Annotated in this window: 14 protein-coding genes; 10 read left to right on the top strand and 4 right to left on the bottom strand. The window is 66.5% G+C overall.

Going from position 1 to position 12321, the window contains the following annotated elements; all coding sequences use genetic code 11:
• Nucleotides 1-8 precede the first annotated feature (8 nt).
• The 4 genes from J7U46_RS19145 to J7U46_RS19160 all read left to right on the top strand — a co-directional run bounded on the left by J7U46_RS19145 (nucleotide 9) and on the right by J7U46_RS19160 (nucleotide 3393).
• A complete protein-coding gene (locus J7U46_RS19145; protein WP_282828714.1) occupies nucleotides 9-1223 on the top strand; it encodes an acetyl-CoA C-acyltransferase in 1215 nt (404 codons plus the stop codon).
• A gap of 27 nt (nucleotides 1224-1250) precedes the next feature.
• Nucleotides 1251-1772: a DUF1569 domain-containing protein gene (locus tag J7U46_RS19150; protein ID WP_282828716.1), complete on the top strand. Its 522-nt coding sequence runs from the start codon at nucleotides 1251-1253 to the stop codon at nucleotides 1770-1772.
• 37 nt (nucleotides 1773-1809) lie between these two features.
• On the top strand, nucleotides 1810-2574 hold the full coding sequence (locus J7U46_RS19155) for an enoyl-CoA hydratase (protein WP_282828718.1): 765 nt from the start codon (nucleotides 1810-1812) through the stop codon (nucleotides 2572-2574).
• Between the two features lie 81 nt (nucleotides 2575-2655).
• Nucleotides 2656-3393, top strand: a complete 738-nt coding sequence (locus J7U46_RS19160) for an SGNH/GDSL hydrolase family protein (RefSeq protein ID WP_282828720.1) — start codon at nucleotides 2656-2658, stop codon at nucleotides 3391-3393.
• On the opposite strand, the gene J7U46_RS19165 is transcribed toward J7U46_RS19160, so the two are convergent.
• The gene (locus J7U46_RS19165) at nucleotides 3369-4496 is read right to left on the bottom strand and encodes an FAD-binding oxidoreductase (RefSeq protein ID WP_282828722.1); all 1128 of its coding nucleotides are present in this window, start codon (nucleotides 4494-4496) and stop codon (nucleotides 3369-3371) included. The genes J7U46_RS19160 and J7U46_RS19165 overlap by 25 nt on opposite strands.
• Nucleotides 4489-4890: an acyl-CoA thioesterase gene (locus J7U46_RS19170; protein WP_282828724.1), complete on the bottom strand. Its 402-nt coding sequence runs from the start codon at nucleotides 4888-4890 to the stop codon at nucleotides 4489-4491. The genes J7U46_RS19165 and J7U46_RS19170 overlap by 8 nt, the downstream gene beginning before the upstream one ends.
• A gap of 95 nt (nucleotides 4891-4985) precedes the next feature.
• On the opposite strand from J7U46_RS19170, the gene J7U46_RS19175 reads away from it, so the two are divergent.
• Nucleotides 4986-6830 (top strand): ABC transporter ATP-binding protein/permease, encoded by a 1845-nt coding sequence (locus tag J7U46_RS19175; protein ID WP_282828726.1) that lies wholly within the window; start codon nucleotides 4986-4988, stop codon nucleotides 6828-6830.
• A 46-nt stretch (nucleotides 6831-6876) separates the two neighbouring features.
• Here the strand turns inward: J7U46_RS19175 and J7U46_RS19180 are convergent, their stop codons facing one another.
• Entirely contained in the window at nucleotides 6877-7548 is a 672-nt protein-coding gene (locus J7U46_RS19180) for a PEP-CTERM sorting domain-containing protein (RefSeq protein WP_282828728.1), read from the bottom strand.
• A gap of 151 nt (nucleotides 7549-7699) precedes the next feature.
• On the opposite strand from J7U46_RS19180, the gene J7U46_RS19185 reads away from it, so the two are divergent.
• From J7U46_RS19185 to J7U46_RS19205, 5 genes are all read left to right on the top strand, one after another.
• Nucleotides 7700-8629, top strand: a complete 930-nt coding sequence (locus J7U46_RS19185) for a LysR substrate-binding domain-containing protein (RefSeq protein ID WP_282828730.1) — start codon at nucleotides 7700-7702, stop codon at nucleotides 8627-8629.
• A gap of 76 nt (nucleotides 8630-8705) precedes the next feature.
• On the top strand, nucleotides 8706-9560 hold the full coding sequence (locus J7U46_RS19190) for an amino acid ABC transporter substrate-binding protein (protein ID WP_282828795.1): 855 nt from the start codon (nucleotides 8706-8708) through the stop codon (nucleotides 9558-9560).
• Between the two features lie 87 nt (nucleotides 9561-9647).
• Nucleotides 9648-10388, top strand: coding sequence for an amino acid ABC transporter permease (locus J7U46_RS19195; RefSeq protein ID WP_282828732.1), 741 nt, complete (start codon nucleotides 9648-9650; stop codon nucleotides 10386-10388).
• Nucleotides 10385-11053 carry an amino acid ABC transporter permease gene (locus J7U46_RS19200; protein ID WP_282828734.1) on the top strand — a complete coding sequence of 223 codons (669 nt, stop codon included), beginning with the start codon at nucleotides 10385-10387 and terminating at the stop codon, nucleotides 11051-11053. The genes J7U46_RS19195 and J7U46_RS19200 overlap by 4 nt, the downstream gene beginning before the upstream one ends.
• A gap of 2 nt (nucleotides 11054-11055) precedes the next feature.
• Nucleotides 11056-11790, top strand: a complete 735-nt coding sequence (locus J7U46_RS19205) for an amino acid ABC transporter ATP-binding protein (RefSeq protein ID WP_282828736.1) — start codon at nucleotides 11056-11058, stop codon at nucleotides 11788-11790.
• A 141-nt stretch (nucleotides 11791-11931) separates the two neighbouring features.
• On the opposite strand, the gene J7U46_RS19210 is transcribed toward J7U46_RS19205, so the two are convergent.
• Nucleotides 11932-12264, bottom strand: a complete 333-nt coding sequence (locus J7U46_RS19210; protein WP_282828738.1) for an NINE protein — start codon at nucleotides 12262-12264, stop codon at nucleotides 11932-11934.
• Between the last annotated feature and the right edge of the window lie 57 nt (nucleotides 12265-12321).

Raw genomic sequence — 12321 nt, forward strand, 5'->3', positions numbered from 1 at the left:
AACACATCATGAGCAAGCAAGTTCAAGAAGCCTATATCTGCGCCGCCACCCGTCTGCCCATCGGCAAGTCGGGCCGTGGTTATTACAAGAACACCCGACCGGACGAGATGCTGTCGCGTGCCATCCAGGCCGCGCTGGCCCAGGTGCCAGGTCTTGACCCCGCCGCCATCGAGGACGCCATCATCGGCTGCTCCTTCCCCGAGGGCGAGCAGGGCATGAACATCGCCCGCGTGGCGGCAGTCCTCTCCGGCCTGCCGAATACGGTCGGCGGTGTGACGGTGAACCGTTACTGCGCTTCGGGCATCACGGCCCTCGCGATGGCAGCGGACCGCATCCGTGTCGGCGAAGCCGAGGTGATGATCGCCGGCGGCGTGGAATCGATGTCCATGGTGCCCATGGGCGGCAACAAGCCCTCGCTGCCGCCGGCCATCTTCACCCGCGACGAGAACATCGGCCTGGCCTACGGCATGGGCCTGACGGCCGAGAAGGTCGCCGAGAAGTGGAAGGTCTCGCGCGAAGACCAGGACGCGTTCTCGCTGGAATCTCACCGCCGCGCGCTGGCCGCCATCGAAGCTGGCCACTTCGCCGCCGAGATGACGCCGTTCGAGATCATCGAGCGCTCGCCCAATCTGGCGGACGGTTCGATCAGCGAGAAGAAGCGCACCGTCTCCATCGATGAAGGTCCGCGCAAGGACACCTCCATCGAAGGCCTGGCCAAGCTGAAGCCGGTGTTCGCCGCCAAGGGCAGCGTGACCGCCGGCAACAGCTCGCAGACCTCTGACGGCGCCGGCGCCCTGATCGTGGCTTCTGAAGCCGCCGTCAAGCGCTTCGGCCTGACGCCGCTGGCCCGTTTCGTTTCGTTCACCGTGCGCGGCGTGCCGCCCGAGATCATGGGCATCGGCCCGATCGAGGCCATCCCCGCCGCGTTGAAGCTGGCTGGCATCAGCGCCGCCGACCTGGGCTGGATCGAGCTGAACGAAGCCTTCGCCGCGCAATCGCTGGCCGTGCTGAACGACCTGGACAGCAAGGGCATCGTGCTCGACCGCAGCAAGGTCAACCCGAACGGCGGCGCGATTGCCCTCGGCCACCCGCTGGGTGCGACCGGTGCGATCCGCGCGGCCTCGGTGGTCCACGGTCTGCGCCGCACCGGTGCCAAGTACGGCATGGTCACCATGTGCGTCGGCGCCGGCCAGGGCGCAGCTGGCATCATTGAGCGTCTGTAAACAAGAACTCAACCGGAAAGTGGCGCGATGAAACGTCGGCAGTTGCTCAAGACCGGGGCGCTGCTGACAGCGCCCACCCTGCTCACTGGCTGCCAGGGAGATCTGGTGGCACCGTTCAGCAATTGGCGTGAGGCCCAGAAGGCCGTGCTGGAACTGCGCTTTCGCGAGCCCAAGCCGCAAGGCACGAGCTGGGCGTTGACGCAGATCCTGCAGCACTTGGCGCAGAGCATCGAGTATTCGATGAGCGGCTTCCCGGAGCCCAAGTCGCGCTTCTTCCAGGTCACGGCCGGCAACACGGCTTTCGCCTTCTTCGATGCTCGCGGCAAGATGAGCCATTCGCTCGAAGAGCCCATCCCCGGCGCGCCGGCGCTCGATGCCAATCACAGCGTCAAGGGTTCCATCCAGCGCCTGCTCGATGCGATGGACGCCTTTGCATCCTTCAAGAGCGAGCTGAAACCGCACTTCGCCTACGGCCCGCTGACGCGCGCGCAGTACGAGCGCGCCCATTTGATGCACCTGGCCAACCACTGGCAGCAACTCGGGGGCTGAGCCTGGCCCCGCATTCCCGATTCAGGAGACAAGCAAGATGAGCATCAAGACCGCCACCGTCAACGGTGTTGCCACCATTGAAATCGCCCGCCCCGAGAAGAAGAACGCGCTGACCCGCGCGATGTACCAGGCCATGGCCGACGCCCTGGTCGCCGTGAACGCCGACAAGGCCGTTCGCGCCGTGCTGATCCAGGGCCAGCCTTCGATCTTCACGTCGGGCAACGACATCGAGGACTTCATGGGCAGCCCGCCGCGCGACACCGATGCGCCGGTCTTCCAGTTCATGCGCGCGCTGCTCGGTTGCGAGAAGCCGGTGATCGCCGCCGTGAACGGCGCCGCCATCGGCATCGGAACCACGATGCTGCTGCATTGCGACTTCGTCTATGTGGCCGACGATGCCCGCCTGGCCATGCCCTTCGTGAGCCTGGGCCTCGTGCCCGAGTTCGCTTCCAGCCTGGTGGTGCCGAGCCTGATGGGCAACCGCCGCGCGGCCGAGAAGCTGCTGCTCGGCGACCCCTTCACCGGCGAGCAGGCCGTGGAATGCGGCATCGCCAACGCGGTGTTGCCGGCTGCCGAGGTCGTCGCTCACGCACGCCGCGTGGCCGAGCGCTTCAACAACCTGGCGCCTAGTGCCGTGCGCGAAAGCAAGCGTCTGATGCGCAGCCACAGCGCCGAGCAGGTGCGTGCGGCGCTTGAAAAGGAAGCCGAGATCTTCGCAGCCCGTCTGCGCAGCCCTGAGGCCACCGAGGCCTTCCAGGCCTTCTTCCAGAAGCGCGCGCCGGACTTCTCCAAGTTCGACTGAGATGATGCTGCCCCCACGTTCGCTCCGCTCTCTGCCCCCCGAGGGGGCGCCAGCGCCCTTGGGGCGGCCCTGCGGGCGCTGATGCTGACATTTGCCAAGATCGCGCTGGCGCCGCTGCTGCTGTGGCAGGGCGCTCGCGTGCGCCGCCAGGCGCTGCGCCTGCCTGAGGCCGAGGGCGCGCGCGCCGGCATGGCCGGCAGCGGCGAGCTGAAGCTCAGGCTGCTGATCGTTGGCGATTCCTCAGGGGCTGGCGTTGGCGCGGCGACGCAGAGCGAGGCGCTGGCTGGCCGCTTGTCGGCTGCATTGGCCAAGCGCCTCGACGGCAGCGTGCATTGGCAATTGCTGGCCCGCACCGGCAACCGCACGGCCGACAGCCTTCAGCAGCTGCGGGTCGCCACGCTGGAGCCGGCCGATCTGATGGTCACGGCCCTGGGCGTCAACGATGCGGTGAGCCAAGTCGGCGCCCGACTCTGGGCTCGACAACTCGATGAGCTGCATCAGTTGGCCGCGCAGCGCTGCGGTGTTCGCTTCACGCTGCACAGCGCGGTGCCGCCCATGCATGCCTTTCCCTTGCTGCCCCAGCCCTTGCGTTGGCTGCTCGGTGCCCATGCCCTGCGCCTGAACCGAGCGCTGGCCCGCAGCGTGCTGGGCAGCGTCGAGCGGGGCGTGCAGGCCTTGCCGCCGCATCTGCACCTCTCCGATCAGGCGGCCCTCCTGATGGCGCGGGACGGCTTCCATCCCAATCCCGAGGGCTACCGGCTCTGGGCCGACACGCTCGCCGACCGCATCGCCCGTCAGATCACGTTGAGCTCGCGGTAGGGTTGGTTGGCCGCGATGCGGTCCGGCGAGAGCGGACTCAAATCCAGGCTCTGATAGTGGCCGGCGGCGATCAACTCGGCGAGCCCCCGGCCCACGCCCGGCGCATGTTGCAGGCCATGACCAGAGAAGCCGCAGGCGAGGAACAGGTTGGGGCAGGCGGCCATCGGGCCGACCAGGCCGTTGTGGTCGAAGGTGTTCATCTCGTAGTAGCCGGCCCAGGCGCGCTGCAGGCGCAGCGACTCGAAGCCGGGCACGCGCTCGGCCAGGGCAGGCCAGAGCCGTTCTTCAAACAGGTTCGCTTCCGGGTCCAGCGGCAGGTCAGGGCTGTCGTCGAGCGGCTCGCCGCCGCAAATGAACTGCCCCTCGCCCTCGGGCCTGAACCACAGGCCGGACGGATCGATGACCAGCGGGCTGCCCGGCGCCCATTCGGGGCTGCGGAAGACGTAGACGCTGCGGCGCCTGGCCTCGACCGGCACCTGCAGGCCGGCCGTGGCCGCGAGCTTGCCAGACCAGGCACCGCAGGCCAGCAGGTAGAGATCGGCTTGCAACACGCCGGCCTCGGTGCGCACGCCGCCGATGCAGCCCTTGCCGTCGCGCAGCAACTCCAGCGCTTCGCCGCTCAGGTATTCGGCGCCGGCCGCCAGGGCCTGGCGGCGCAAGGCCATCAAGAGGCCCCAGCCGTCGAACCAGCCTTCGCCGCTGCGGCCGAAGGCGCCGAGGGCCAGGTCTTGCGTGGCAAGCCAGGGCCAGCGTGTCTGCAACTGTGCCGGTTCCAGCAACCCGATGTCGGCGCCGCAGCGGGCCTGTACCTCATGCAGCTCGCGCAGCTGCTGCGGCTCACGCGCCAGGTACAGGTAACCGCCTTCGACGAATTGGGCTTCGTCGCCCAGGCTGCGCAGGAATTGCAGTCCGTACTGCGACAGCGCGATGTTCAGCGGGCTCGTGAACTGCTGGCGTATCGAGGCGGCGGAGAGGGCGGAGGAGGCCCGTGCATAGCTCGGGTCGCGCTCCAGCACGCGCACCCGCCAGCCCTGCTGCGAGGCCAGCTTGGCGGCGACGGCCGAGCCCATGGCCCCGCCGCCAATCACCAGCAACTCAGGCATGCTGGTCGATCTGGCGCGGCTTGCCTTCCTTGTCGATGGCCACGAAGGTCAGGTTGGCCTCGGTGACCTTGACCACATGTGGGTTGGCCGGATTGCGCTCGGCGATGACCTCCACATGCACGGTGATCGAGGTGCGGCCCACGCGCACCACCGAGGCATAGAAGGACAGCAGGTCGCCGATGGACACCGGCTGCTTGAACACGAACTCGTTCACCGCCACCGTGGCCACGCGACCGCGCGAGATGCGGGCCGGCAGCACCGAGCCGGCGATGTCGACCTGGGCCATGATCCAGCCGCCGAACACGTCGCCGTTGTGGTTGGCGTCGGCCGGCATGGGCATCACGCGCAGCACCAGTTCGCGCTGATCGGGGATGGTGCTGGGCGTGTCAGTCATGGCGGTGCTTGGATCGAAAGTGAGAACGGCCTGATTGTCGATCAGCCAAGCCTGACAATGGCTCTCTGCAGTTTCAGCTCAGCCCCACGCCGCCCATGTCTTCACGCCAGCCCGCCCTGCCAGCCATCGCCCCGCCTGCGAGCAGCGCCGCCCCGCGCTCCGACTGGTCCACCATAGGCAAGCTGCTGCCCTACCTCTGGCAGTACCGCTGGCGCGTCAGCCTGGCCCTCGCGTTCATGGTGGCGGCCAAGCTCAGCAATGTGGGCGTGCCGCTTTTGCTGAAGCGGCTGATCGACAGCCTGACGATCAAGCCAGGCTCGGTGGAATCCATGCTGGTGCTCCCGCTGGGCCTCTTGATCGCCTATGGCGGCCTGCGGCTCTCGACCTCGCTGTTCACCGAACTGCGCGAGCTGATCTTCGCGAAGGCCACCGAGGGCACTTCGCGCAGCATCTCTCTGCAGGTGTTCCGCCATCTGCATGACCTGAGCCTGCGCTTCCACCTGGAGCGCCAGACCGGCGGCATGACACGCGACATCGAGCGTGGCACGCGGGCCGTGCATTCGCTGATCTCCTATTCGCTCTACAGCATCTTCCCCACGCTGATCGAGGTGGCCCTGGTGCTGGGCCTGCTGTCCACGCAGTTCGATCTCTGGTTCGCCGGCATCACGGTGGCGGCCCTGGTGCTCTACATCGCCTTCACCGTCACGGTGACCGAGTGGCGCACCAAGTTCCGCAAGACCATGAACGAGCTCGATTCGACGGCGCACAGCCGGGCCATCGATTCGCTCTTGAACTACGAGACGGTCAAGTACTTCAACAACGAGGACTTCGAGGCCCGCCGCTACGACGAGAGCCTGGAGAAACTGCGCCGCGCCCAGCTGAAGTCTCAGAGCACGCTGTCCATGCTCAACACCGGCCAGCAGTTGATCATCGCCACGGCCCTCGTACTGATGCTGTGGCGGGCCACCGAGGGCGTGGTCGCGGGGCGCTTGAGCCTTGGCGACCTGGTGATGATCAATGCCTTCATGATCCAGCTCTACATCCCCTTGAACTTCCTCGGGGTGATCTACCGCGAGATCAAGCAGGGGCTGGCGGACCTGGAGAAGATGTTTGTCCTGCTGGAGCGCGAGCGCGAGGTGGCCGATCAAGCCGGCGCTCAGCCGCTGCAGCTCAAGGACGCGGCCGTGCGTTTCGAGCAGGTGGACTTTGCCTACGAGGCGGCGCGGCCCATCCTGCATGGCGTGTCCTTCGAGATCCCGGCCGGCAAGAAGGTGGCGGTGGTGGGGCCGAGCGGCTCGGGCAAGAGCACGCTGGCGCGCCTGCTCTACCGCTTCTATGACGTGGGCGCCGGCCGCATCAGCATCGACGGCCAGGCCATCTCGGCCGTGACCCAGGGCTCGCTGCGCCAGGCCATTGGCATCGTCCCGCAGGACACGGTGCTGTTCAACGAAAGCATCGCCTACAACATCGCCTATGGCCGGCCCGGCGCCAGCCGCGAGGAGGTCGAGGCGGCAGCGCGGGCGGCGCACATCCACGATTTCATCCAGGGCCTGCCCAAGGGCTACGACACCATGGTCGGCGAGCGCGGCCTCAAGCTTTCGGGGGGCGAGAAGCAGCGCGTGGCGATCGCCCGCACGCTCTTGAAGAACCCGCCCATCCTGATCTTCGACGAGGCCACCTCGGCCCTGGATTCACGCAACGAGCGGGCCATCCAGGCCGAGCTGGAGGCGGCGGCCCAGGACAAGACGGTGCTGGTGGTGGCGCACCGGCTGTCCACCGTCGTCGATGCCCACGAGATCCTGGTGCTGGAGGCGGGCCGCATCATCGAGCGCGGCAGCCACGGCGCCCTGCTGGCAAAAGAGGGCCGCTATGCCCAGATGTGGCGGCTGCAGCAGCAGGGGGGCTCAGTGGCAGCCACTGCGGCGCAGGCGGCGGAATAAGAAAAGCCCGCCGGAGGCGGGCTTTGTCGCGCGAGCGCTTGCGCTCTCAGCGCTTGCGGCGGCGGCTGATGGCCAGGGCGCCCAGGGCGGCCAGGGTGAGGGCGGCGCCGGCGGGTTCCGGCACATCGCCACCACCGGTACCCGAAGGCAGGTCACCGAAGATGATGTTGTCGAAGAAGTAGACGGCATCCGGGCCGCTGATCACGATCGAGTGAGCGATGTTCTTGCCCAGGTCGATGTTGATGCTCTCCCACTTGCACGCGATGCCTGCGGCACAGCCGGTCTGAGCCACATCGGAGAAGGCGCCGCTGGAGCCCAGCAGGTCACCGCTGCCGTCCTTGCCGCTGAACACCTGCACGCCGGTGCCGCCCCAGCTGTCGATGGTGGTGTACAGCATCTGAAAAACGGTGCTGAAGCCGGCGTCCAGGTTGATCACCAACTGCCCGGGGTCACCGTTTTCGATGTCAGCGGAGTTGAAGAACAAGGCGACATTGTTGGTCGGGTGGGTGGCGTCCACCTGACCCTCAAACTTGCCCAGGCCGCCGGCCGACTTCGCGCCATAGGTGAACGGGCTGCCGACGAAGGTGATGCCCGGATAAGGATTGCCCAGGGCTGCGAAGGTGGTGCCGCGCTCCTCGAAGGTCAGCTCGACGCCCGCGCTTGCACTCAGCGCCGTCGCCATCAGCGCGCAGCAGGCCAGAATTTTGTTGAGCCGCATGGTTCGCTCCGGGTTTGTTGTTGACGCGGTCGCCCGCATGTATCCATTCGTGAACCGACTGTACTGAAGCAATGAGGGGGCGGACAGCTGTCTGCCCCCTCCATCTGCGGGGGGGGAATGCCCCGAATGTGGGGCCGGCTACACTGATCCGGTGGAAACCAAATGGCTTGAAGATTTCGTCAGTCTGGCGGAGACGCGCAGCTTCTCGCGCTCGGCCCAGCTGCGCCATGTGACGCAGCCCGCCTTCTCGCGCCGCATCCAGGCGCTGGAAGCCTGGGCGGGCGTGGACCTGGTCGACCGCTCGTCGTACCCGACGCGCCTGACCGGCGCCGGCGAGACGCTGCTGGCTCAGGCGGTCGAGATCCTCGGCAATCTGCAGGCCACGCGCAATATGCTGCGCAGCCACCAGTCGGCCGGGCAGGACATGCTCGAGTTCGCCGTGCCGCATTCGCTGGCCTTCAGCTTCTTCCCACACTGGCTGATGGACCTGCGCCAGCGCTTCGGTGCCATCAAGAGCCGGCTCAATGCAGCGAACGTGCACGACGCCATGCTGCAGCTCAGCGAGGGCAACTGCGACCTGCTGATCGTCTACCACCACGCGAGTCAGCCCTTGCAACTGGATCCGGAGCGCTACCAGATGGCTTCGCTTGGCCATGAAACCCTGGCTGCCTATGCCAAGGCGGACGCCAATGGCCAGCCGATGTTCCGCCTGCCCGGCCACCCGGGGCAGAAGATTCCCTTCCTCAGCTATGCCTCCGGTGCCTACCTCGGTCGCCTTGTGGAGCTGATTGCCAAGGCCTCGCCCGAACCGCTGAACCTGGATGCCATCTACGAGACCGACATGGCCGAGGGCCTGAAGGCCATGGCGCTCGAAGGCCATGGCCTGGCCTTCCTGCCAGCCAGCTCCGTTGCCAAGGAGCTCAAGTCTGGTCGCCTGGTGCAGGCTGCCCTGCCCGGGCAGTACGAGCTGAGCATGGAGCTGCGCATCTACCGCGAGCGGCCCGAGGTGGCCCGCCGGACCAAGCCCGCGGCGCTCGCGCTGTGGGATTTCCTGACCGGCAGCGTGGTGGTGGCGGCCTGAGCCGCCACCCTGACAATCCCTTTCTTCCTCCCCCAGACGGAGCCTTCAATCCATGCCGAGCAAGAAGATGACGATGCTGAACAAGACCCTGCTGGCCATCGGCCTCGTGGCCCTGGCCGCCGGCGCCCAGGCCGAAGACACGCTGAAGAAGATCAAGACGAGCAGCGCTGTCACCGTGGGCGTGCGTGAGTCTTCCGGCGCGCTGTCCATCACCACCGGCGACAACAAGTACGAAGGCTTCCACGTTGACCTCTGCCGCCATGTGCTGGCCGACATCAAGAAGCAGCTCGGCCTGCAGAAGCTCGACATCCAGTACCAGGCCGTGACCTCGCAGAATCGCGTGCCCCTGATGCAGGGCGGCAATATCGACATCGAGTGCGGATCGACCACCAACAACACGCAGCGCGCCAAGGACGTGGCCTTTGCCGTGACGACCTATGTCACCGAGGTGCGCATGGCTGTCAAGGCGGCTTCGGGTATCACCTCGATCGCCCAGCTGAACGGCCGCAGCGTCGTCACCACCACAGGCACCACCTCGGTGCAGACCCTGCGCCGCCAGGAGCGCGCCAGCAACCTCGACTTCAAGGAAGTGGTCGGCAAGGACCACGCCGACAGCTTCCTGCTGCTCGAGTCCGGCCGCGCCGATGCCTTCGTGATGGACGACTACATCCTGGCCGGCAACATCGCCCGCGCCAAGAAGCCGGCCGATTTCAAGATCGTCGGTGAAGTGCTGGCGGTCGAGCCCATTGCCATCATGTTCCGCAAGGACGACCCCGCCTTCAAGAAGGCCGTGGACGACAGCCTCAAGGCGCTGATGAAGAGTGGCGAGATCGAGAAGATGCTGGCCAAGTACGGCGTCACCCCGAGCGCCGTGACCAAAGCCGCCTGGGCCGCGCCGAACGACAATCCGGCCGAGAGCTACAAGAAGTAAGGCTCAGCAAGCCCGGCGCGAACAGCGCCGCAACGAGGCCGCCGCCGGCGGCCTCTCGCATTTGACGGACAAGAAGAAAGGCTAGCGATGCGCTGGGACTGGCAGGTCTTCTGCAAGGACAATCTCGATCAAACCCTGGTGGCCGGCTGCCTGGGCGGCAAGGGCACGGTCACCTACCTGGACATGCTGCTTGGCGCCTGGAAATGGACGCTGGCCGTCTCCGCCTCGGCCCTGCTGGTGGCCCTGGTCGTGGGCACGCTCGTCGGCATCCTGCGCACGCTGCCGGGCCGCCACTGGCGCATCGTCGGCGAAACCTGGACCGAGCTGTTCCGCAACATCCCGCTGCTGGTGCAGATCTTCCTCTGGTACTTCGTCGCCCCGGTGCTGGTGCCGCCGCTCGCCGCGCTGCCGCCGTTCTGGCTGGTGGTGATGGGCCTCGGATTCTTCACCTCGGCACGGGTGGCCGAGCAGGTCAAGGCCGGCATTGAGGCCTTGCCGCGCGGCCAGCGCCATGCCGGCCTGGCCCTGGGCCTGAGCCTTGGCCAGACCTACCGCCATGTGCTGCTGCCCATGGCCTTCCGCATCGTCATTCCGCCGCTGACCAGCGAGTCGATGAACATCGTCAAGAACTCTTCGGTGGCCTTCGCGGTCTCGATTTCTGAGCTGACTCAGTTCGCTATGCAAGCGCAGGAAGAGACCTCGCGCGGCATCGAGATCTACCTGGCCGTGACCGGCGCCTATTTCCTCTCAGCCTTTGCCGTGGCCCGCGTGGCCACGCTGATCGAACGCTGGCTGCGGGTGCCCGGCACCCTGGGAGCCAAGCGATGAACGCGCTGGACTTCGGCTTCGTCACCGCCGACTTCCTGCGTGACTTCATCCTGCAGGGCTTGTGGTTCACGCTGCGGCTGACCGCCATCTCGGCCGTGCTCGGCGTGATGCTGGGCACGGTGCTGGCGCTGATGCGCCTGTCCCGCAACAAGCTGCTGAACCTGGTGTCCGCGGCCTATGTGGACACGCTGCGCTCGGTGCCGCTGGTGATGGTGATCCTGTGGTTCTATCTCCTGATCCCCTTGCTGACCGGCCAGGCCATCGGCAAGGAGACCTCGGCCCTGATCACCTTCACGCTGTTCGAGGCGGCCTACTTCGCCGAGATCATGCGTGCCGGCATCCTGAGCGTGCCGGCCGGCCAGACGGCCGCCGGCCTGGCCGTGGGCATGAGCCCGGCGCAGACCATGCAGCTGATCGTGCTGCCTCAGGCCTTCCGCAACATGCTGCCGGTGCTGATGACGCAGATCATCGTGATGCTGCAGGACACCTCGCTGGTCTATGCCATCGGCGCCTATGACCTGCTGAAGGGCTTCCAGCTCGCCGGCCAGAACCTCGGCCGGCCGATCGAGGGCTATCTGCTCGCCGCCGTCGTGTATTTCGTGATCTGCTACGGCTTGTCCGCAGCGGTGCGCCGTCTCCAGCAACGCATTGCCATCATTCGCTGACCATGATCGACATCAAGAACGTCTCCAAGTGGTACGGCGCCTTCCAGGTGCTGACCGATTGCACAACCTCCATTGCCAAGGGCGAGGTGGTGGTGGTCTGTGGCCCCTCGGGTTCGGGCAAGTCCACGCTGATCAAGACCGTCAATGCGCTGGAACCGGTGCAGAAGGGCGAAATCATCGTGGACGGCGTGGCCGTCACCGACGCGAAGACCAACCTGCCCAAGCTGCGCTCGCGCGTCGGCATGGTGTTCCAGCACTTCGAGCTGTTCCCGCATCTGTCGGTGACCGAGAACCTGACGCTGGCGCAGATCAAGGTGCTGGGCCGCAGCAGCGACGAGGCCAAGGAGCGCGGCCTCAAGATGCTGGACCGCGTGGGCCTCTCGGCTCACAAGGACAAGTTCCCCGGCCAGCTCTCCGGTGGTCAGCAGCAGCGCGTGGCGATTGCCCGTGCGTTGTCCATGGACCCGGTCGTGATGCTGTTCGACGAACCCACCTCGGCCCTCGACCCCGAGATGGTGGGCGAGGTGCTGGACGTGATGATCCAGCTGGCCAACGACGGCATGACCATGATGTGCGTGACCCACGAAATGGGCTTCGCCCGCAAGGTCAGCCACCGCGTGATCTTCATGGACGGCGGACGCATCGTCGAAGACTGCGCCAAGGAAGAATTCTTCGGCCATCCCGACCGCCGTGCGCCGCGCACGCAGGAATTCCTCTCGAAGATCCTGCACGGCTAGTCACGGCTGTTCGTATTCGGGCCGAGCGCAGGGCCGCTCCCAAGCCGGCCCACTAGGCGATGTGCTTGCCGGTCAATCCGGCAAGCATCGCCGTCCCCTCGGGGGACCGGCCAAGGTACTCCTTGGACGAGGGGCTCCAGGTTATGTCCAGAGCGTCAGCTGGTTCCCTTCCTTGTCGGTGAAAGAACCGACGACCAGCATGATCAGGTCGATCAGGTACCAGAGGCCGAGGCCGCCCAGCGTGATGATGAACAGGATGGCCGTGCCCACCTTGCCGACGTAGAAGCGGTGCGCGCCCAGCCAGCCCACGAAGATCAGCAGCAGCACGGCAGGCAGGATGCGGCGGTTGCTCAGCGAGCTCGGGCCCTGCGTCGCGCCGCACTTGGGGCAGGCCGTGGCCGAGGTGTGCATCTGGGCGCCGCAGGCGCGGCAGAAGATCATTTGTGGATTGGCGGCGGCGGTGCTGTTGTCCATGGTCTGACTCCCTCAAAAATCAAAGGCCGCGATCATCGGTGATCGCGGCCATCCTGG

The organism is Pelomonas sp. V22 (assembly GCF_030014915.1).
Classification (GTDB): Bacteria; Pseudomonadota; Gammaproteobacteria; order Burkholderiales; family Burkholderiaceae_C; genus JAUASW01.

What these genes read in the sequence shown, in the direction of transcription:
- J7U46_RS19145 (WP_282828714.1), top strand. Translation starts at nt 9, where the DNA reads ATGAGCAAGCAAGTTCAAGAAGCCTATATCTGCGCCGCCACCCGTCTG.
- J7U46_RS19150 (WP_282828716.1), top strand. Translation starts at nt 1,251, where the DNA reads ATGAAACGTCGGCAGTTGCTCAAGACCGGGGCGCTGCTGACAGCGCCC.
- J7U46_RS19155 (WP_282828718.1), top strand. Translation starts at nt 1,810, where the DNA reads ATGAGCATCAAGACCGCCACCGTCAACGGTGTTGCCACCATTGAAATC.
- J7U46_RS19160 (WP_282828720.1), top strand. Translation starts at nt 2,656, where the DNA reads ATGCTGACATTTGCCAAGATCGCGCTGGCGCCGCTGCTGCTGTGGCAG.
- J7U46_RS19165 (WP_282828722.1), bottom strand. Translation starts at nt 4,496, where the DNA reads ATGCCTGAGTTGCTGGTGATTGGCGGCGGGGCCATGGGCTCGGCCGTC.
- J7U46_RS19170 (WP_282828724.1), bottom strand. Translation starts at nt 4,890, where the DNA reads ATGACTGACACGCCCAGCACCATCCCCGATCAGCGCGAACTGGTGCTG.
- J7U46_RS19175 (WP_282828726.1), top strand. Translation starts at nt 4,986, where the DNA reads ATGTCTTCACGCCAGCCCGCCCTGCCAGCCATCGCCCCGCCTGCGAGC.
- J7U46_RS19180 (WP_282828728.1), bottom strand. Translation starts at nt 7,548, where the DNA reads ATGCGGCTCAACAAAATTCTGGCCTGCTGCGCGCTGATGGCGACGGCG.
- J7U46_RS19195 (WP_282828732.1), top strand. Translation starts at nt 9,648, where the DNA reads ATGCGCTGGGACTGGCAGGTCTTCTGCAAGGACAATCTCGATCAAACC.
- J7U46_RS19200 (WP_282828734.1), top strand. Translation starts at nt 10,385, where the DNA reads ATGAACGCGCTGGACTTCGGCTTCGTCACCGCCGACTTCCTGCGTGAC.
- J7U46_RS19205 (WP_282828736.1), top strand. Translation starts at nt 11,056, where the DNA reads ATGATCGACATCAAGAACGTCTCCAAGTGGTACGGCGCCTTCCAGGTG.
- J7U46_RS19210 (WP_282828738.1), bottom strand. Translation starts at nt 12,264, where the DNA reads ATGGACAACAGCACCGCCGCCGCCAATCCACAAATGATCTTCTGCCGC.